The following is a 20,350-nucleotide window of genomic DNA, read 5'->3' as shown; positions in this document are numbered from 1 at the left end:
TTTTTGCAGTTCATTGTTTCAGGAAACGAGAGAGCATACAAAAATAGTAGCAGAAATAATGTGTTGTGCGGACGTATGATGCGTTGTCTTAAAGATAGGCGGGTTTTAAGTGGATGGAAAATTCTAACCCCTTCTTCAAAACTTGCGTGAGATGAAAAACTTAGTTAAAATAGATACAATGGGATTTTGTGCGGACTTTTTTCTCATGTCCGTTTTGGAGGTTTTACTTTGAAGCAGCAGACAATTGCTAAAGAAGCAGTTTATACAGGTATCGGACTGCATTCCGGAAAGGATGTTCACATGCGTCTTCTTCCGGCACCTGAGGACACGGGTATTGTATTTGTCCGAACAGACTTGGAAGGGCAGCCGATCGTCCATGCGGTGGCATCCAGCGTAACAGCTACGGTACGTGCGACGACTATTGAAGAAAACGGGATTAAATTTTTCACCATTGAGCATCTGATGTCTGCTTTTCAGGCAGCGCGCATTGATAACTGCCGCGTTGAGCTTGATGCAGAGGAACCGCCCGTGGCTGACGGTGCTGCACTTGAGTTTTTGGATCTTTTGGCTTCAGCGGGCATAAAAGAGCAGAAAAGGGAACGGAAGGAAATCATTATAGACCGCGTTTACCGTGTGGATGACGGAGACCGTTTTGTAATGGTTCTTCCCTATGACGGTCTAAGAGTTTCCTTTACGTCGCTGAATCCGCATCCCTTGGTTGGAACGCAGTACTGCGACGTGGAACTTGATGAAGGCGTATACCGCAAAGAGATTGCTCCGGCACGTACAATCGCCTACGAGAAGGAAATTGAGGCATTGCACAGCATGGGGCTGGGCCTCGGCGGAACGCTTGAAAACGTTATTGTATATAATGATGAGAAGTGGCTTAATACACTGCGTTTTCCTGATGAGCTTGTCCGTCACAAGGTTCTTGATGTATTAGGTGACCTTAGGCTGGCAGGGCTTATACGGGGCCATATTATCGCGGTGAAGTCTGCGCATGCGCTGAATACGCAGCTTGCAAAAAAGATTTACGAGGCATTTCACTGAATTTAGCTTGATCAGTGTATATAGTTTGAGTAACTGCAAGGGAGTGAAATCGTATGGTATTGAATGTGAATGAAATTCAGGAGATTCTTCCGCATCGCGCGCCGATGCTTTTGGTTGACCGTATCATTGAGATAGAGCCGTTTGAATCGGCTACGGGCATTAAAAATGTTACGCTCAATGAGCCGTTCTTTGCCGGGCATTTCCCGGGTAATCCGATTATGCCGGGAGTACTTATTCTTGAGGCCATGGCACAGGTCGGAGGAATTGCTATGCTGTATCCTGAGGAACACCGCGGAAAGATCGCTCTTTTCGGGGGAATGGAGAACGTAAAATTCAAACGTCCCGTAGTTCCGGGAGATCAGCTTGTTATGAAAGCAAAACTTATGCATGTTGTTAAGTCGAGTTTTGGCAAGCTGCATGCAGAGGCTTTTGTTGATGACAAACTCGTGGCACAGGGTGATTTTATATTCGCTTTGAAAAAGCCCGAAGATTAAATTGCAAGAAATAAAGAAAAACAAAGAAAAAAGTACAGATTAAGTAGATTTTTGCCGTAAAATAATGATGTTCCTACAGAATAGGAGAAAATGAGCTGTTTTAGTCCTAAACCGACTGCGAGAAATGTCATATCTGGGGGATTATATTTTACGTAAGGGTAGGTGCCCTAAAAAGCAGGATCGGTGAAGGAGTGTAGGAAATGAACGCGGAGAATGAAAACACGAATAAAATACATGAGACCGCGGTAATATATCCGGGCGCGAAGCTTGGAAAAAATGTTGAGGTAGGTCCGTATGCAGTAATTGGTCCGAATGTTACCATCGGGGATGGCACGGTTGTTGGTCCTCATGTTGTCATTACAGGCTGGACGACGATCGGCAAGGACTGCAAATTCTATCAGTTTGCGTCCATCGGAGAAGAACCGCAGGATTTGAAATTTGTCGGTGAAAAAAGCTATGTTGTTATCGGAGATCGTACGAAGGTGCGCGAGTGCACAACGATTCACCGTGCAACAGGCGAGGGTGAGGAAACCCGCATCGGCAATGACTGTCTCCTTATGGCAACGGTTCATATTGCACATAACTGTATTGTTGGCAATAATGTTATAATGTCGAATGCTGCTATGATTGCCGGACATGTTCAGGTTGAAGACCGTGTCGTTATCGGCGGAATGTCCGGAGTTCATCAGTTCGTCAAAATCGGACGGAATGCGATGGTCGGAGGAATGAGTCGTCTTACTCAGGATGTGGTTCCTTATACTATCGTCAATGGAGCACCGGCACGGGCAATCGGACTTAACAGTGTAGGTATTTCCCGTGCGGGAATTCCTTCGGAATCACGCCGCCGCATTAAGCAGGCATATAAAATTCTGTACCGTTCCGGATACAATGTTTCGAAGGCTATTGAGGTTATTGAGCAGGAAGTGGATTCCTGTGTGGAGGTTGATCATTTCCTCCGTTTTCTGAGGAACGCTGACCGCGGTATATGCCGCGGAGGCCGCAACGATTCGGATAATGGTTGAACGTTAACTGGAGGATACAATGGAAAAAATCGGACTCTTGGCAGGTGTCGGGCATCTGCCGGTTGAGTGCGCACAGGCCGCAAAGAAGCTGGGATATGAGGTTTATGCGGTAGCGCTGCTTTCCGAAGTTGATGAGACATTAAAGGATAATGTAGCCGGCTATGCGGAGATAAATGTTGCCAAAGTCGGTAAAATCATAGATTTTTTGAAAGAAAATGATGTACATAAGGTCACTATGATTGGTAAGGTCACCAAGGAACTGCTTATTAGCGGCAATTATGCGCTGCCGGATTTCCGGACAGTAAAGATTCTTTGGTCGCTGCCTGACCATAAGGACGATACGATTATGCTGTCTTTTGTTGAAGAACTGGCAAAGGACGGGATTGAGGTCTGTGACCAGACGCTTCTGATACGACCGTTGATGCCGTCGGAAGGAACGCTTACGAAACGTGAGCCGACTGAATCGGAACGCAAGGATATGGAATTTGGATTCCGTATGGCAAAAGAGATTGGTCGTATGGATGTCGGGCAGACGGTTGTTGTCAAAGAGCAGGCTGTTATGGCATTGGAAGCGATTGAGGGAACTGATGCCTGTATTGACCGCGGAGGCAAGCTGGCTCGCGGGGGAGCGGTTGTTGTGAAGGTTGCAAAGCCTGAGCAGGACCTTAGATTTGATGTTCCTGCCGTTGGGGTCGCTACCATTGAGCATATGGCAGCTGTTGGTGCGAAGGCGCTGGCCATCGAAGCTGGACGGACTCTGCTGGTTGATCGGGAGGACGTTATCGCTCTGGCGGAAAAGAACAAGATAACGATTGTAGCCATGTCTATGTAGTCCGTGGATGAATAGAAGCGCGGCGGATACTACGAAAAGTATCTGCCGCTTTTTTTGTGTCTTTGGCAAAACTGGAATAAATGCGTTATAATAAAGTGTTAGCGGTTATTTGAAAGGGAAAGGAGGCGAATGTATGAAGATAATGTTTTCTGCCGGAGAAGTGTCCGGAGATTTACACGGTGCAAGTATTGCCACAGCTATTCGTGAAGTTTCTCCGGAGACGGAGCTTATAGGCTTCGGGGGCAGACAGATGCAGGCCGCAGGAGTACGTCTTGTGGCAGACATGGCAGATTACAGCGTCATGGGCGTTTGGGAGGTTATCTTGAACATTCGCCGTATTCTTCGCCTTCTCAATCATTTGACAGACGTGATGAAAAAAGAACGTCCTGATCTTTTGGTACTTATTGATTACCCCGATTTTAACTGGAGACTTGCCAAGAGAGCAAAAGAAATAGGGATTCCGGTATTTTCATATATTCCACCGTCCGCGTGGGCATGGCGGAAAGGCCGCGCGAAGTCATGCGCGGCTCTTGCTGATGAGTTTGCTGCCATATTTCCGTTTGAAACAAAGGTTTACGAGGATGCCGGAGCAAATATCAGCTTTGTGGGGAATCCGCTTGTTGATAAGGTTCATGCTTCCATGAGCGATGAAGAGGCTAGGGAATATTTCGGAATAAAGTCCGGGGAATATCCCGTTCTTTTGATGCCGGGAAGCCGCCGGCAGGAGATAAAGCTGCTTTTTCCGGCAATGCTTGAGGGAGCAAAAAGAATTCTTGCGGAAAAGCCTGATGCAGTTTTCTACCTGCCTGTTGCTCAAAGCATGGCACAGGCAGATATGGCAAAGATGGCTGAAAGCGCAGGGGTTCCTGTCAGATTTACCCATGATCATACCTATGATCTTATGGGACAGGCGGAATTTGCGCTTGCCACCTCGGGTACTGTCATTTTGGAGGCGGCGCTTATGGGGCTCCCGTGTATAGTGCTTTACCGTCTGTCGCCTGTTTCGTATTTTTTCGGAAAGCTTTTGGTGCATGTAAAGTTTTTCAGCCTGCCGAATATTCTGCTTGATGAGGAAATTCAGCCGGAGCTTCTTCAGGAGGAGGTAAATCCTGACAGGATTTTGAAGGAATCACGTCGCTTTTGGGAAGAACCGTCTTATTCGGCGGGGGTGCGTGAAAAGCTGCGCTTGGCCTGTGAACGTTTGGGCAAGCCCAATGCGGCAAAACGTGTGGCGGAGAAAATTTTGGATGCCGCGGCACGTTACGGAAAAAACAAAGGTTCTTTGGGAGGAACGTAATGAAGAATTATTCGCGTCTCTTGAAATATATACTTCCATATAAAAGACGGCTTTTCGAAGCCATTATCTGCATCGTAATCGCGGCAGGTGCGAATCTGTATCTTCCGTGGATTATAAAAGATATGATTGATAAGGTTCTGGCTGAAAAGGATATGATGATGCTTAATGTTATTTCGGCGGGCATTATCATTACCTTCCTTATTCGAGGAATTTTTTACTATGGTCAAAGTTACCTCGTGTCTTTTGTTGGTGAACGTGTTATCATAGATGTCAGGGAAATTTTGTTCAAAAAATTTCAGCGTTTGCCGCTTTCTTATTTTGACCGTCACCAGACCGGTGAAATAATGAGTTACATCACAAATGATGTTGCGGCTTTGCAGAATGCGCTTGTAGACCGCCTTATCGAACTTGTTACGGAGACTTCGATTTTTATCGGTTCTCTCGTAATGATGTTCCTTCTTGACTGGCAGCTCAGTCTCCTGACGCTTATTACGGTTCCTCTTGTTGGCGAGGCTATGAAGATTTTCGGAAGAAAGATGAAATCCTCCGGTGCTGTCATACAGGAGCGTCTTGCTGATATTACGGCGCTTATGCAGGAAAGCATTTCTGCGGTTCGTGTTGTAAAGTCTTTTGTTCGCGAAGATTTTGAGATAGACCGTTTCACAAAACAGAATGATTTGAATTTCCGGGCACAGATGAAAAGCGTGCAAATACAGAGCCTTCTGACGCCTACCGTTGAGTTTCTTGCGGCAGTGGCCGTTACAGTTATTGTATGGTTTGGCGGCTATGAGGTTGTAAACGGAAATATCACGGCTGGTGCACTGGTTGCATTTTTGACCTATGCGGTCAATCTTGCTAATCCGGTCAAAAGAATCAGCCGTGTTTATGGTACTATTCAGAAAGCAATGGCCGGCGCAGACCGTGTTTTTGCTATAATGGATATGCCGGAAGCAATTTCGGACAAGCCGGAGGCAAAGCCTATTCCGGCGGTGAAGGGCCGTGTTGAGTTTGATGATGTAACCTTCGGATACAAGGAAGATGTGCCGGCACTTCAGAATATCAGTTTTTCGGCTGAACCCGGGCAGATGATTGCTTTTGTCGGGCCAAGCGGTGCGGGAAAATCTACTGTGGCAAACCTTATCCCGCGGTTTTACGATGTTACGGGCGGTGCCATTCGTATAGACGGGCAGGACGTCCGTGATGTTACCATGTCTTCTCTGCGTGAACAGATTGGTATCGTTCCCCAGGAAACGATGCTGTTTTCGACAACGGTCAGGGAGAATATACGTTATGGGCGTCTTGACGCATCTGATGAGGAAATTATTCAGGCAGCAAAGGACGCTAATGCCCACGATTTCATCATGCAGCTTCCGGAAGGCTATGATACTAAAATCGGAGAACGTGGAATGAACCTTTCCGGAGGACAGCGGCAGCGTATTGCTATTGCACGCGCAATTTTAAAAGATCCGCAGCTGCTTATTCTTGATGAAGCAACCTCTGCCCTTGATACGGAAAGTGAGAAGATTGTGCAGGCCGCTCTCGACAGGCTGATGGTCGGGCGCACTTCTTTTGTAATAGCACATCGTCTTTCTACTATATTCAACGCCGACCAGATTTATGTAATCGAAAAGGGGCGTATACGCGAGCACGGCACCCATGAGGAGCTGCTGCAGCTCGGCGGGCTCTACAGCAGCCTTTACAAAATTCAGTTCAGCAAATAACAATTTACAGTAGGGGAAAAAACATGCAGTTACTTTATAATATCGCCGCCATAATTGTGGTGCTGCTCATAATCCCGGTTTTTGCGGTCAGAGCGATTCGTGAGAGAGGGTTTGTTGAGCGCATTCGTCAGTCCCTGGGCTTTGTACCTGAAGAGGAGCTGGCAAAGGTAGCGAAGAAAAACTGTATATGGGTTCATGCAGCATCAGTCGGAGAGGTTGTGGCAGCAAGCCCGCTTATCAAGGAATTCCGTAAGGAATTCCCCAAAAGTCCGATTCTTGTTTCTGTTGTAACGACGAGTGGCTATGAGATGGCTAACCGCATCATAAAGGATGCAGACAGTATCATCTATTTCCCGCTTGATCTGCCGCTTTTGGCCGCGCACATGGTACGCATGATTACTCCGCGTGTCTTTATGCCGGTTGAGACAGAGCTTTGGCCGAACTTCCTGCGTGCGTGCCGTACCATGAATATCCCCGTCATGATGGTCAACGGGCGTATCAGTGATAAGAGCGTAAAGCGATATCATCATCTGCACAGCCTGCTGGACGATATGATTGGCACAGTGACCAGATTTGCCATGCAGTCTCCTATTGACGCGGAGTACATTATCCGCCTTGGAGCCAATCCGAATCTTGTCGTTGTAACAGGCAATACAAAATTTGATCAGACTTATACTGATGTAAGCGAAGAAGAAAAGAACCGTCTCATAGCCGAAATGGGATTGACCGGCAATGACGGTATTTTCCTTGCGGGCAGTACGCACCGCGGCGAAGAAGATTCTGTTCTTCAGGCTTTCAAGGAAGTCCGCAAAGAAAAGCCAAACGCGAAGCTGGTTATTGCTCCGCGTGAACTTTTGCGTGTCCGCGAGGTTATTGCAATCTGTCACAGAGCGGGCTTTAAGACAGCACGTCGTACAGAGCTTTTGGAAAATCCTGCCGAAGGGCATGATATTGTTATACTTGATACAATCGGCGAGCTTGGAAAGGTTTACAGTGTCGGTGATGTTATTTACGTCGGAGGCAGTCTTATCGCCCACGGCGGACATAATATCCTTGAGCCGGCTGCCCACGGTAAGGCAATAATCGTCGGCTTTAATATGTTCAACTTCAAAGAGACCCATGCTCTTTTCACAAAGCGCAACGCTGTTGTTACGGTGCAGAACTCTGATGAGCTTACAAAAGAGGTTGTAAGACTCTTTGATGATGATACAGAAAGACATCGCATGGAAGCGGAAACTCTCGCAATCTGCGGCGAAAACAAGGGTGCTGCAAGGCGTTCGGCGGTTCTTCTCCACGAAATGCTTGAACAGGTCGAGGAGAGACGTCTGGCAAGCGGTTATATCAAGTCCACGAATAAGGTTGAGAATTTCCAGACTTATTTCTACCACCTTATTCACAGCCGCCAGGGGCATGGGTTCCTCGTTCAGATGTTTATTGCTGTTCTTTATGTATTCTCCCTGATTTACGGTGGGCTTGTAAACTTAAAGCTTACAGGTTATAAATTCGGCGTATTCAGCCGTAAAAAACTCGGTTGCTTTGTTATCAGTCTTGGTAACATTACTGTTGGTGGTACAGGAAAAACCCCGACAGCACAGCGTCTTGCCCGTGAGATTCGAAATCTCGGATATCGGGTTGTAATCTTGAACCGCGGCTATCGTGCGAAGTGGCGCGGTGATGTCGGCGTCGTATCTGACGGTAAAACTTTGCATATGTCAGCTGCGGAGGCAGGCGACGAAGCGTATATGCTTGCGAAGCATCTGCCGGACGTGCCGGTACTTATCGGACCTGAGCGTTATTATACCGGTACTTATGCTATTGAGCATTTCGGCGCTGAGGTAGCTATCCTTGACGACGGCTATCAGCACTGGCAGCTTGAGCGCGATATGGATATCGTACTCATTGATGCCGTGAATGTTTTCGGAAACGGATATATGCTTCCGAGAGGTACTCTTCGTGAGCCGATTTCACATATTGACCGTGCTGATATCTGCCTCCTGACGAAGGTGGATCAGGCTTCGGAGCCATCACGTCAGTACATACATAATGTTATTGCGGAAGAAAATAAGCATGCGCTTGTGGTGGAATCTGTTCATCGTCCGCGTGGTTTCATAGAACTTGCGGATTGGCATGCTAATATAACAAGCGAAGGTATTGATGTCAATCAGATGAAGGGCAAGCGTGTCATGGCAGTGTCTGCTATCGGAAACCCGGCGTCCTTCGAACAGACGCTGGCAAACCTCGGCGCAGTTGTTGTTGAAAGCCTGCGCTTCCCTGACCATCATGACTATACAGAGCAGGAAATGCTTGATGCGGCAAATCTTGCCGTTCAGATGGATGCGGAGGCAGTCGTTATCACAGAAAAAGATGCCGTAAAAGTACCTCTTCTTACGCGTGATACCATTATGGAAAAACTTGGGCATGAGGTACCAATTTATGTTGTCAGCGTCGAGGTTACCTTTCAGGATAACGAAGGACGGCTTTTGGACTGCATTCAGCAGCATCTTAAAGAAAAGCTTGGGAAATGACATAATAAGATTTCCTCATTTATACAAAGGAGTATTTAAGCATGAAAACACTTTGCGTTATTCCGGCACGTTACGCGTCCACGCGTCTGCCGGGAAAACCGCTTAAGGATATTGCGGGAAAGCCTATGATTTGCAGGGTATATGACCGTGCGGTACAGGCAAAAAAGCTCACCGACGTGGTTGTTGCCACGGATGATGAGCGTATAGTTGAAGCCGTCGAGAAAAACGGCGGCAAGGCTATGATGACCGCAAAGGACCATCCTACAGGAACTGACCGCCTCGCAGAGGTGGCGGAAGCGTATCCTGATATAGATCTCATTATCAATGTACAGGGTGACGAGCCTCTTATTGAGCCTTCGCTCATTGATGAGCTTGCCGGGGTATTTGAAGAGGATAAAGAGCTTCAGATGGCAACGGTCATGACTCCGATGACTGATGCGGAAGAGCAGAAAAATCCGAATAATGTCAAAGTTGTTACCGACAAAAACGGATATGCGTTGTATTTTTCACGATCCCTGCTTCCGTATCCGCGTGTTGAAGGCAAAGCTCCGGTGCATAAGCATATCGGTATTTACGCCTATAAGCGGGATTTTCTTCTGCAGTACGCGAAACTCGCTCCGACGCCTCTTGAGCAGGCCGAGTCTCTTGAGCAGCTCAGGGCATTGGAGAACGGATACCGCATCCGTGTAATCGCAACAGACGCAAAATTTGTTGGCGTCGATACTGCAGAGGATCTTGCAAAGGTCAATGAAATATACAAAAACATGAAATAATTTGACAAAAGATGTCCCCTACCTCTCTAGACGGGGACAGGGGCAAATAACAGGCGGTGAACATATCTCCGGCCTCGTTGAAACGCTGATAGAGGAAGTTTTGCCTTTGGCAAAACCGGAACGAAAGCGTTATAAAGCAGTAACAGGCAAAGCCATAAGCTTTGCAGCGAAAGGGGAAGGTTTTTGCAGTTCCCCTTGAAAGAAAGGTTGTGTAGCATGAATACAGTAAAAATAGGAAACTTTGAGATGGGTGCAGGCAATCCACTGGTTCTCATGGCAGGCCCATGCGTTCTTGAAGATTATGAACGCTGCCTCTTTATCGGCAGAACAATCCGTGATATCACCAGCCGTCTCGGTATTCCTTATATTTTTAAAGCATCCTTTGATAAGGCTAACCGTTCGTCCTTCCATGGATTCCGTGGACCGGGCATAGATAAGGGCCTTGAGATGCTTGCGAACATAAAGAAGGAACTCGGGGTGCCCGTCGTTACGGATATCCACAATGAGTTCCAGCCGGAGCCTGTCGCAAAGGTCGTGGATGTCCTGCAGATTCCGGCATTCCTGTGCCGCCAGACAGATCTTCTGAATGCAGCGGCAAAAACCGGTGCGGTTGTAAATGTCAAAAAAGGACAGTTCATGGCTCCGAAGGATATGAGAAATGTTGTTGACAAGCTTCTTGAGGGAGGAAACTCCAATATTGTTCTTACGGAGCGCGGCGCTTCCTTCGGATATAATAATCTTGTTGTAGATATGAGAAGCTTTCCTATCATGCGTTCATTCGGTTATCCGGTAGTGTTTGACGCTACTCACAGTGTACAGCTTCCCGGCGGCTCCGGAACAAGCTCAGGCGGAAACCGTGAGCTTGCGGAATATCTTGCACGCGCGGCTGTGGGCGCAGGTGTAGACGGTCTTTTCATGGAGGTTCACGACAATCCGGAAGAAGCTCTCTGCGACGGGCCGAACAGCATTTACCTCGACAAACTGGAGGATATTCTTAAGGACTGCCTGTCGATTTATACTATCGTACGTAAAAAACTTTACTGAGGAAGGTCGAAAGCATGAGCTTGATCAAGGAAAAAGCCGCAGATACACTGCGTATGGAAATAGATGCGGTCACAAAGCTGCTTGACCGTATTGATGACGAATTTGAGGATGCGGTTAAAAGTATCCTCGAATGCAGGGCACGTATTATAGTGACGGGAATCGGAAAATCTGGGCATGTCGGGCAGAAGATTGCCGCTACGCTGGCAAGTACGGGAACTCCCTCGTTTTTTATGCACCCGGCGGAAGCATTCCACGGTGATCTCGGAATGGTTACAGCGGACGATATAGTGCTTGCTATTTCCAATAGCGGTGAGACTAATGAGGTTGTAAATATTCTCCCTATTATCCGCCGTATCGGAGCAAAGATTATAGCTCTCTGCGGACGCCGTGAATCAACCCTTGGCAAAAATGCCGACTGGTTTATTGATGCGGGAGTCGAGTCTGAGGCATGTCCTTTGGGCCTTGCCCCGACATCGAGCACTACAGCGGCACTTGCTATGGGTGATGCTATGGCTATGGCACTTCTTTCTGCGCGTAATTTTACAGCTCAGGATTTTGCTGTATTCCATCCCGGCGGTTCGTTGGGGCGCAAGCTCTTGCTCACGGTTGAAAATGTCATGCATTCCGGGGACGAGAATCCTGTCATCGGAGTAGAAAAGACGGCGAAGGAAGCGCTCTTTGTCATGACGGCAAAGGGTGTCGGCGCCACATCGGTGGTTGCATCAGACGGAACCTTCATAGGGCTCGTAACAGACGGAGATATACGCCGCTGTCTTGCTCAGGGAAGTGAGTTTCTCAATGAACCTGTAGACAATTTCATGACGAAAAATCCAATCACAATTACAAAGGACAAGCTTGCCGCATCGGCACTGAGCATCATGGAAAAGCACAAACCGCGTCCGATTACGGTGCTCCCTGTTATTGATGAGGCAAATCATCCGGTTGGAATTGTGCATCTGACGGACCTTCTGCGTCAGGGAGTTGTGTGATATGGAAGGCGCAAGAACAGTGGATGCCTTCGGGCGTGCACAAAAGATTCGCATGATCATTTTCGATGTTGATGGAGTTCTTACAGACGGCGGCGTTTATATCGGTGCCGAAGGAGAGCTTTTCAAGGCCTTTAATATTAAGGACGGCATGGGGATTGCGCTATGGCAGAGGGCCGGATTGAAAACGGCAATCATCACGGGGCGTACTTCCAAAATGCTGGAGCAGCGCGCTGCCGAGCTTCATATCACGGAGTTTCGCCAGGGCTGTATCGACAAACGTGATGCATATAAAGAGATTAAAGAGAAGCATTCTCTCACTGATGAAGAAATAGCCTACATAGGCGATGATCTCATTGACCTGCCTGTCATGCTGCAGGTTGGACTGGCAGCTGCTCCGGCGGATGCGGTCGTTGATGTCCGTGACCGTGCACATTTTGTGGCCTGCAAGACCGGCGGACACGGAGCAGTACGCGAGGTGCTTGAGTTTATTATGAAATCCCAGGGCCTTTGGCGGGATATCGTAAACACTTTTTTGAGTTGAATTTGGAGGAACATGTATGATTTATCGCTGCCTTATGCTGCTCAGCAGAATTATCTGCTGCCTGCCGCATTCGGTTCTGCTTTCGCTGGGCCGGGGAGCGGGTATCCTGTATTACAAGTTCATAAAGAAGCAGCGCGAACGCGCTGTGGAACAGATGATGGCCGGACTTAATATTTCCGAAGATGAAGCAAGAAAACTGGTCCGCGAGTCGTTCATAAATCTCGGTACAAATGTGTTTGAGATACTGTATATGCCGCATCTCAACAAAAAGAATTTTCATAAATACATTGAGATTGACCATTTGGAACGGCTTACAGACGCGCTGGCGGAAGGCCGCGGCGCAGTCGTGCTTACCGGCCATATCGGTACATGGGAATGGCTGTCTGCTGCGTTCACGCTTTCGGACCTTCCTGTTACAGCTATTGCAAAGCCTCAGCCAAATGAGCAGTATACACGCGTGCTGAATGACCTTCGTGCGACAATTGATGTAGAGATATTCAGCCGCGGAACCAGTGAGCTTTTGGCTGCAGCACGCGCCCTTCGAAAAGGAAAAATACTCGGATTTTTGGCTGACCAGGATGCGGGTCCGGGCGGTGCATTTATAGATTTCCTTGGAAAGACTGCGTCTACACCTATGGGGCCGGCAGTTTTTGCATGCAAATTCAACGCACCTGTAGTTCCTGCGTTTATCCTCCGTAAGCCCGACGGCACACATAAGGTTGTTGTGGGAGAGGTAATGCGTTTTGAAGATCACGGAGATACGGATAAGGATTTGTATGACCTTACTGTGCGCATGACACGCATTCTTGAAAATATTATCCGCGAGAATCCTACCCAGTGGCTTTGGTTCCAGAAGAGGTGGAATACGCCGCCGGAAAATCAGCATATTAAACATCACACGGTCAAGGCGGAAGGTGATCAGCAATGAGCATGGAAAAGAAAATGAAAATGATGCTGATGCTTGCGGCCGCTGCCTTTATCGGCGGCATCGCATGGGTTGTTTTGTCCGTGCCCAAGGAAGAGAATATAAAAGAAGCGGCAGACCCGGGGCCGCGTCTTATGGAATATTCTTCCAACACAATCCGGGAGGAAAAAGACGGGAAGCTTGTATGGGAAATATATGCCGAGCAGTCCCAGATGAATGTGGACACTCAGGACACGGTTTTCCAGAATGTGACCGGGAAATATTATCAGGGCGATAAGCTGATTACCATCAAAGCCCCTCACGGTCTTTATAACAGCAAGACACGCAATGTTAAGCTGGACGGAGGCGTGAAGGCTGTCACAAGCGACAATGAAACGCTGGACTCATCGGCCCTTGAATGGGTTGCGAATGAAGGAAAGCTGATTGCCGTGGGCAAAGCGAAGCTTGTCCGCCAGTCAGTAACGATTATGGCGGAACGCATCGAAGCAGCTGACGAATTCAATGTATTTAAGGCACAGGGTAATGCGCATATCGTGAAAGGAAAGGAATGAGCACGATGAAATCTATACAGAAAAAAAGCCTTGCAGCCGCAGCGGCTGTTCTTATGCTTGGTATTTCAGGTCTTGCGTCCGTTGGTGCAGAGCCTTCCAATGCACCATCGGAGCTTAACGGCGATGTGGTAGAATATAATGCAAGGACCGGGCTCATGACTGCTGACGGTCATGTTGTACTTAAGCACAACGATGGCGTTGCAAGAGGAAGCCATGCGGAATATAATACAAAGACACAGGATGGTCTTTTGACCGGCGGAGTAGTTGCCGACCAGGGAAATACCCATCTTACATGTGACACGGTCCGTTTTGTTTCAGGAACTCAGTTCGTTGCAGAAGGAAATGTGCACGGAACTCAGGAAGATAAATCCTATGAAGGCCCTCGTGCGGAATATTCCTCTGATACGGAGTATCTGCGCCTTCCGGCCGGTGGAACTATCACAACTGCAGACGGTTCCTTTACAGCAGACTATATGGAAGGCTGGATGAAGGATAATCATGCCCGCGGAGTGGGCAATGCATATGTCACCAGCCCCAAGAGAAATTTTGAGGGCGGCGGCGATGAAGCTGAATACTTTGGCGCGGAAAGCGGCAAGGTGGTTCTGACGGGAAATGCATGGGCTATTCAGGACAATAACCGTCTGAAGAGCCAGCGCCTGACCGTTTATCTTGACGATCAGGGCAAGGCACAGACCACTGCGGATGAACCGGCTGAAAAGTAAGACCTGTCAGGGGAATAAAGGAGTTTTACGGTTTGTATATCGAAGCAAGAGATTTGGTAAAAACCTATAAAAATCGGAATGTAGTCGATCATGTGTCGATTAAGATGGAAACAGGGGAAATAGTTGGATTGCTCGGCCCTAACGGCGCGGGAAAAACGACTACCTTTTATATGATTATCGGAATTGAACGTCCGACGGCAGGGGAGGTATTTCTTGACGGAAAACCAATCGGCGGCCTTCCGATGCATTTGCGTGCCCAGATGGGTGTAAGCTATCTGGCACAGGAAGCATCTATATTCCGAAAACTGACTGTTGAAGAGAATCTTATGGCGATTCTTGAAACTACAGGAATCGGAAAAGATGCCTGTCATAAAAAAATAAGTGACCTTTTGGAGGAATTCCATGTCTCTCATGTGCGTGACCGTAAAGGGACAGAGCTTTCCGGCGGTGAGCGGCGCCGTGTTGAGATTGCCCGCTGCCTGGCATTGGAGCCTAAATTCATTCTGCTTGATGAGCCCTTCGCGGGCGTAGATCCTATTGCCGTTGCGGATATACAGGATATTATCGCGTATCTTAGAAAACGCGGCATAGGTATTCTCATTACCGACCATAATGTACGTGAGACACTCAGCATAGTAGACCGCGCGTATATTCTGAATAACGGTGAGATTCTTCTCGAAGGCGATCGTGATAAAATTGCCAACGACGAGCTTGCGAAGAAATATTATCTGGGCGATAACTTCACCCTGGAGGAGTAAAGGAAATAATGCATATTCGGCTTTTAGACCGCTATATATTCAGAGAGGTTTTTCTCACATTTCTGTTTGGTATCGCGGCATTCACAACAGTATTTGTGGGATCCGGAACACTGTTCCGAATCGCGCAGTATATGACAGAATACGGTGCTTCAGTGACATCGTGTATAAAGATTTTCGTTCTGAGCCTGCCCGGGGCAGTTATCTGGACATTTCCTATGTCAATGCTCCTTGGGACGCTTTTGGCTTTTGGACGTCTTTCTTCATCCAGCGAAATCACGGCAATGAAATCATGCGGCGTGAGCTTTTGGCGTATAGCAGCTCCGGCACTGATTCTCGGCTTTTTTGTCAGCATTTTTGCCGTATGGTTCAATGAGTACATTGTTCCCTGGTCCAACGAGGCCTATTCACGGGTGCTGAATTATGAAATCAAAGGCAATACCGCGCCACAGTCACAGGACCATATCATTCTCAAGGACATTAAAAACGGAGCTATTCAGCGGCTCATTTACGCGCGACGTTACGATTCTGCTACAGAGCAGATGCAGAACATCACAATGCAGCTCTTTGAGAACGGTAAGGTAAGCCACGTTGAAAACGCGGATTATGCGGAATGGAAAAACGGGACATGGACAATGCATCAGGGCGTTATCTATGATATTCCGAAGGAAGAGGGCGCTGCTCAGCATCTCATGCACTTTGACACACAGCTTCTTCCAATAAACGACAGCCCGCGACAGATTGTACGTTCCCAGAAAAAGCCTGAGGAAATGACTATCCGAGAGCTTCGGGAGACGATAAAACTCCTTAAGGGACAGTTTGTAAACGCAAGAAAGATGGAGGCTGAGTACCATCAGCGCTTTACCGTACCGTTTGCAAGCTTCATCTTTGCTCTCATCGGTATTCCCTTGGGATTGCAGCCAAATCGTGCAAGCTCTTCGAGGGGATTTGCGTTAAGTATTGTTATTATCTTCATGTACTATTCGCTCATGACCATGGGCGGCGCTTTCGCACAGGGTGGAACTATGCCTGCCATGCTTGCAGTGTGGATTCCGAATATTGTCGGATTGATCGCGGGTGTTTACCTGATGTGGAAAGCATCAAGATGATTTGTTAGAAGGTTTGCCGGCAGAAGTACAATAAATGGGGGGAAAACAATGTACGGGGTTGTGTTAATTGTGGTTCTTGTCATAACCGGCGGTGTGATTGCCTTTATTGGTGACCGCGTCGGAACGAAGGTAGGCAAGAAAAAACTGTCTATTTTCGGACTGCGTCCACGTCACACCTCTGTCATTATCACCATTATTACAGGTGTCTGCATTACAACGCTTACCTTTGGCGTTTTGGCTGCCGTTTCTAAAAATGTGCGTACCGCTCTGTTTGGCATGGAGCAGCTTAACCAGTCCATGAGGGAAACGCAGGAGCGTTTGAATACTGCCGGAGTAAAGCTTGCGGCAGCGGAGGAACAGCAGAAAAAAGCTGAGAATAAGCTGAAGGATTCGCAGCAGGAAATAGATAAGCTTCAGGACAAGCAGGAAGAGCTTGCGGCAAGAGCTTCAGAGCTTGAGGCCGGAAATGCGGCATTGGAAAAAGAGAAGGGCGAGCTCCTTGCTCAGAATGATACCCTTTCAGAAGCCAATACTTCGCTTAAATCAGACAATATTGAGCTTGAAAAACGCTCTGAGGCTCTGCGTGAGGGTCTGCAGATTATCCGTGAAGGAGAAATCGCTTTCCGCGCGGGTGAGGTCGTTGCCAGCGGAGTAATTGAAGGAAACAGGCCATTGGCGGATGTCCATGCGGATATGGAATCCCTTATAAGCCTGGCAAACCGCAATACTGCACAGAGACTTGGAACGAATGATGAAAACAGCTGTATATGGATTTATCAGCCGGAATACGATAAAGCTGTTGAAACGATTTCACAGGGCAAAACGGATATGGTAGTCCGTATTGTGGCAGCGGGCAATCTTGTGGCAGGAGAGCCTGTCCGCACAAATCTGCAGCTTTTCAAAAATTCCATTATCTATCGCCGCAATGAGTTTATTATTGCCCGTCCGTTCCATATCACATCCGGTGACGGAGCTGAGGCTGAGCATACGGTAATGAGCTTCCTCAAGGATGTCAATCAGGCTGCGACCGACCGTGGTATTTTGCCTGATCCGATACGCGGATCCGTTGGAGTTATGGAGGGGTCCCAGTTCTTTGATATCGTTCAGGCTTTGACACCGATTTCGGGGGATATAATTCTTAGCGCATATGCCCGCGAAGATACGGATGCTCTCGGACCGCTGCGGCTGAATCTTAAGCTTGAGTCCGATTTGAAGGCAGAACACTAAAATCAAGAATAAGGAAGTCTGAAAATGATAGCAGCCATTGATCCCGGCAGAGAAAAATGCGGGATTGCCATATTAAGGGAAAACGGAGATGTGGTCGAACATTCTGTTATTGCGACAGTGTGGCTCACTGAGGAGTTGGGAGAACGTATAAGGCTTTACAATCCTTCGCTTCTGGTCATAGGCAATGGAACATCAAGCAAAAGCGCGCAGGCAGCCATTAAGGAAGAGTTTCCGGAGCTTCCTGTGCAGGAAGCGGATGAATATCGTACAACTGATGATGCAAAGCGTGCGTACTGGGAGGATAATCCGCCCACCGGCTGGAGAAGATTTTTCCCCACAAGCATGCAGGTGCCCCCAGTTCCGGTTGACGATTACGCGGCGGTTATATTGGGGCAGCGTTATTTGATAAATCGAAGATGATAGTGTCCCCCGTTATGGGGGACATTTTCGTAGCGAAAGGCAGTATTTATACTTAGGATAACGAGGAGTGAAAAACATGGCTGACCATAAGGAGCGTCCGGAATGGACCGAGTATTTTCTTGATATAGCTGCTGCGGTAGGACGCCGCTCTACATGTCTTAGAAGGCAGTATGGCGCGATTATCGTAAAGGATAAAATTATCATCAGCACGGGCTATAACGGCGCGCCGCGCGGAGAAGCGAACTGTATTGATACAGGTATCTGCGAGCGCGAGCGTCTGCATGTGCCGAAGGGACAGAACTACGAGCTTTGCGTGGCTGTTCATGCTGAACAAAATGCTATAATAAATGCAGACCCTGTCAAGATGCAGGGAGCAACCATCTACATTGTGGGCTTTAATTCAGACGGAACACTGGCATCAGGAAAGCCGTGCCTTCTGTGCCGGCGAATGCTTCGTAACGCAATGATTAAGGAAGCTGTCTATAAAGAAACAGACGGCAGTGTGGTCTGCATAGCTCCTAAGGATATTAAGGACTGATGAAAAGACCGTGCCGAAAAATTTATGGCATGGTCTTTTATGTTGCAAAAAAGTTGAAAAGAAAGGTGAATCTATGAAAAAGGCGCATTTTCTGCGTGGCTTTTGGAATCTTTTCCATGGCTATTGGCATTCGGAAGAAAAATGGAAGGCCTGTGGGCTTCTTGGTGTCGTTATTTCCTTGAATTTTGCCATGGTCTACCTCGTGGTCCTCATAAATGAATGGTATAAGGATTTCTACGATGCTCTTCAGGCTTATAACTACGAGCTTTTCTGGCCGCTTCTGGGGCAGTTCACAGCGCTTGCGCTGCTTCACATTGTGATTGCGGTCTACGCAATTTATCTTCAGCAGCTTTTGCAGATACGTTGGCGTACGTGGATGACGAAGCGATATGTTGACGCATGGCTGGGCAGACAGTCATATTACCGTCTGCAGGTTATGGGAAGCGACATGGATAACCCTGATCAGCGTATTCAGGATGATATTAACCAGTTCGTGAGTCTGACTCTCGGACTGCTCGTAAATATTTTGAAGCAGCTCACCACTCTGGCTGCATTTGCGGTTGTGCTGTGGAACCTTTCGGGAGTTCTTGAGGTCCCTGTCGGGAGCTGGAATTTTCAAATTTACGGATATATGCTTTGGTTTTCGCTTCTGTATTCGGGACTCGGCACATGGTTTGCGCATCTTGTAGGGCGTAAGCTCATCCGCTTGAACTATGACCAGCAGCGTTACGAGGCTGATTTCCGTTTTTCCATGACACGTGTACGTGAAAATAGTGAAAGCATCGCTTTTTACCGCGGTGAGGATGCTGAACGTGTGGGCTTTAAGGAACGCTTCGGAAGCGTCATAACGAATTTCCGTGCGCTTATGAGACAGACGAAGTTTTTGAACTTTTATTCAAATTTCTATGCGCAGCTTGCCATTATTGCGCCCCTTGTGCTGGCGGCACCGAGATACTTCGGCGGAGCCATGCAGCTCGGCGGACTTATGCAGACAGTCAGCGCCTTCGGCCGCGTGCAGGATGCTCTTTCCTATTTCGTAACGGTATACGATACTATTGCCCAGCTCATAGCTGTTATATACCGACTCAATGGCTTTACGGAGCATCTTGAGGAGGTTGAGGAGCTGAAGCCTGCTGTTTCGCGTGTTGACGGAAACAGGGATGAGCTTGTGCTTGCCGAGGTAGGGGTGGCGCTTCCTGACGGAAGAAAGCTCATGACACCATGTTCACTGGCTTTTCCTCGCGGAAGAAGACTTCTTGTCACGGGAGCATCGGGTTGCGGAAAGAGCACGCTTCTTCGCACCCTTGCAGGGATATGGCCCTTTGGAAAGGGGACTATGCATGTTAAAAAAGAGGATAAGGTGTTATTCCTTCCACAGCGTCCGTATCTTCCATTGGGTACGCTTAGACGGGCACTATGCTATCCTATGCCGGATGACGGAAGTGTATCGGACGACAAGCTGAAGGATGTTCTGCAGCGCGTAGATTTGGCTCATTTTGCTGATAAGCTGGATACTGTTGACGACTGGAGCCGTATTCTTTCTCTCGGTGAGCAGCAGAGAATTGCATTCGCCCGTATTCTCATCACACGGCCTGACTGGGTATTTCTTGATGAGGCTACAAGTGCTCTTGATGAACCGAGAGAGCAGCGTCTGTACGAGCTTTTGAGAGAGGAGCTGCCCGATACGGGAATTCTAAGTGTGGGACACCGTGGAACACTTTTCAGGCAGCATGAGCAGGAGCTGCACCTTGAGGATGGAATATGGAGCTTACGCAGCATTGAGAAGGAGCCGCATCCTGCGGTGTGAAACATATT

Annotated in this window: 20 protein-coding genes; all 20 read left to right on the top strand. The window is 48.0% G+C overall.

The window, feature by feature from the left end; all coding sequences use genetic code 11:
• Window positions 1–228 precede the first annotated feature (228 nt).
• The 20 genes from lpxC (at window position 229) to ACY69O_RS03770 (ending at window position 20,342) form a co-directional block, all read left to right on the top strand.
• On the top strand, window positions 229–1,050 hold the full coding sequence (gene lpxC, locus ACY69O_RS03865) for a UDP-3-O-acyl-N-acetylglucosamine deacetylase (protein WP_462332155.1): 822 nt from the start codon (window positions 229–231) through the stop codon (window positions 1,048–1,050).
• Between the two features lie 53 nt (window positions 1,051–1,103).
• Window positions 1,104–1,544, top strand: coding sequence for a 3-hydroxyacyl-ACP dehydratase FabZ (gene fabZ / locus ACY69O_RS03860; RefSeq protein WP_462332154.1), 441 nt, complete (start codon window positions 1,104–1,106; stop codon window positions 1,542–1,544).
• Window positions 1,545–1,744: 200 nt separating this feature from the next.
• On the top strand, window positions 1,745–2,566 hold the full coding sequence (lpxA, locus tag ACY69O_RS03855; protein ID WP_462332153.1) for an acyl-ACP--UDP-N-acetylglucosamine O-acyltransferase: 822 nt from the start codon (window positions 1,745–1,747) through the stop codon (window positions 2,564–2,566).
• Window positions 2,567–2,585: 19 nt separating this feature from the next.
• Window positions 2,586–3,398: an LpxI family protein gene (locus ACY69O_RS03850; protein WP_462332152.1), complete on the top strand. Its 813-nt coding sequence runs from the start codon at window positions 2,586–2,588 to the stop codon at window positions 3,396–3,398.
• Window positions 3,399–3,531: 133 nt separating this feature from the next.
• Window positions 3,532–4,695: a lipid-A-disaccharide synthase gene (lpxB, locus tag ACY69O_RS03845; RefSeq protein ID WP_462332151.1), complete on the top strand. Its 1,164-nt coding sequence runs from the start codon at window positions 3,532–3,534 to the stop codon at window positions 4,693–4,695.
• Entirely contained in the window at window positions 4,695–6,416 is a 1,722-nt protein-coding gene (locus ACY69O_RS03840; protein WP_462332150.1) for an ABC transporter ATP-binding protein, read from the top strand. Before lpxB ends, ACY69O_RS03840 begins: the two co-directional genes overlap by 1 nt.
• 23 nt (window positions 6,417–6,439) lie before the next feature.
• On the top strand, window positions 6,440–8,941 hold the full coding sequence (lpxK, locus tag ACY69O_RS03835; RefSeq protein ID WP_462332149.1) for a tetraacyldisaccharide 4'-kinase: 2,502 nt from the start codon (window positions 6,440–6,442) through the stop codon (window positions 8,939–8,941).
• A gap of 41 nt (window positions 8,942–8,982) precedes the next feature.
• Complete coding sequence (gene kdsB / locus ACY69O_RS03830) at window positions 8,983–9,714, top strand: 3-deoxy-manno-octulosonate cytidylyltransferase (RefSeq protein ID WP_462332148.1); 732 nt, start codon at window positions 8,983–8,985, stop codon at window positions 9,712–9,714.
• Between the two features lie 216 nt (window positions 9,715–9,930).
• Window positions 9,931–10,758 (top strand): 3-deoxy-8-phosphooctulonate synthase, encoded by an 828-nt coding sequence (gene kdsA / locus ACY69O_RS03825; RefSeq protein ID WP_462332147.1) that lies wholly within the window; start codon window positions 9,931–9,933, stop codon window positions 10,756–10,758.
• A 14-nt stretch (window positions 10,759–10,772) separates the two neighbouring features.
• Window positions 10,773–11,747 (top strand): KpsF/GutQ family sugar-phosphate isomerase, encoded by a 975-nt coding sequence (locus ACY69O_RS03820; protein ID WP_462332146.1) that lies wholly within the window; start codon window positions 10,773–10,775, stop codon window positions 11,745–11,747.
• A gap of 1 nt (window position 11,748) precedes the next feature.
• Entirely contained in the window at window positions 11,749–12,288 is a 540-nt protein-coding gene (locus ACY69O_RS03815; protein WP_462332145.1) for a KdsC family phosphatase, read from the top strand.
• Between the two features lie 16 nt (window positions 12,289–12,304).
• Window positions 12,305–13,216, top strand: coding sequence for a lysophospholipid acyltransferase family protein (locus ACY69O_RS03810; protein WP_462332144.1), 912 nt, complete (start codon window positions 12,305–12,307; stop codon window positions 13,214–13,216).
• The gene (gene lptC, locus ACY69O_RS03805) at window positions 13,213–13,764 is read left to right on the top strand and encodes an LPS export ABC transporter periplasmic protein LptC (protein WP_462332143.1); all 552 of its coding nucleotides are present in this window, start codon (window positions 13,213–13,215) and stop codon (window positions 13,762–13,764) included. The genes ACY69O_RS03810 and lptC overlap by 4 nt, the downstream gene beginning before the upstream one ends.
• Before the next feature lie 5 nt (window positions 13,765–13,769).
• On the top strand, window positions 13,770–14,486 hold the full coding sequence (locus ACY69O_RS03800) for an LptA/OstA family protein (protein ID WP_462332142.1): 717 nt from the start codon (window positions 13,770–13,772) through the stop codon (window positions 14,484–14,486).
• A 32-nt stretch (window positions 14,487–14,518) separates the two neighbouring features.
• Entirely contained in the window at window positions 14,519–15,244 is a 726-nt protein-coding gene (gene lptB / locus ACY69O_RS03795; RefSeq protein WP_462332141.1) for an LPS export ABC transporter ATP-binding protein, read from the top strand.
• An 8-nt stretch (window positions 15,245–15,252) separates the two neighbouring features.
• Window positions 15,253–16,350: an LptF/LptG family permease gene (locus ACY69O_RS03790; RefSeq protein ID WP_462332140.1), complete on the top strand. Its 1,098-nt coding sequence runs from the start codon at window positions 15,253–15,255 to the stop codon at window positions 16,348–16,350.
• Window positions 16,351–16,398: 48 nt separating this feature from the next.
• Window positions 16,399–17,577 (top strand): DUF3084 domain-containing protein, encoded by a 1,179-nt coding sequence (locus ACY69O_RS03785; protein ID WP_462332139.1) that lies wholly within the window; start codon window positions 16,399–16,401, stop codon window positions 17,575–17,577.
• Between the two features lie 24 nt (window positions 17,578–17,601).
• The gene (locus tag ACY69O_RS03780) at window positions 17,602–17,997 is read left to right on the top strand and encodes a RuvC family protein (protein WP_462332138.1); all 396 of its coding nucleotides are present in this window, start codon (window positions 17,602–17,604) and stop codon (window positions 17,995–17,997) included.
• A gap of 76 nt (window positions 17,998–18,073) precedes the next feature.
• On the top strand, window positions 18,074–18,535 hold the full coding sequence (locus ACY69O_RS03775; RefSeq protein ID WP_462332137.1) for a deoxycytidylate deaminase: 462 nt from the start codon (window positions 18,074–18,076) through the stop codon (window positions 18,533–18,535).
• A 73-nt stretch (window positions 18,536–18,608) separates the two neighbouring features.
• Window positions 18,609–20,342 (top strand): ABC transporter ATP-binding protein/permease, encoded by a 1,734-nt coding sequence (locus ACY69O_RS03770; RefSeq protein ID WP_462332136.1) that lies wholly within the window; start codon window positions 18,609–18,611, stop codon window positions 20,340–20,342.
• Window positions 20,343–20,350: the final 8 nt, after the last annotated feature.

The sequence above is a fragment of the Schwartzia sp. (in: firmicutes) genome, from assembly GCF_978017985.1.
This window is presented reverse-complemented; position numbering and strand designations above follow the sequence as displayed.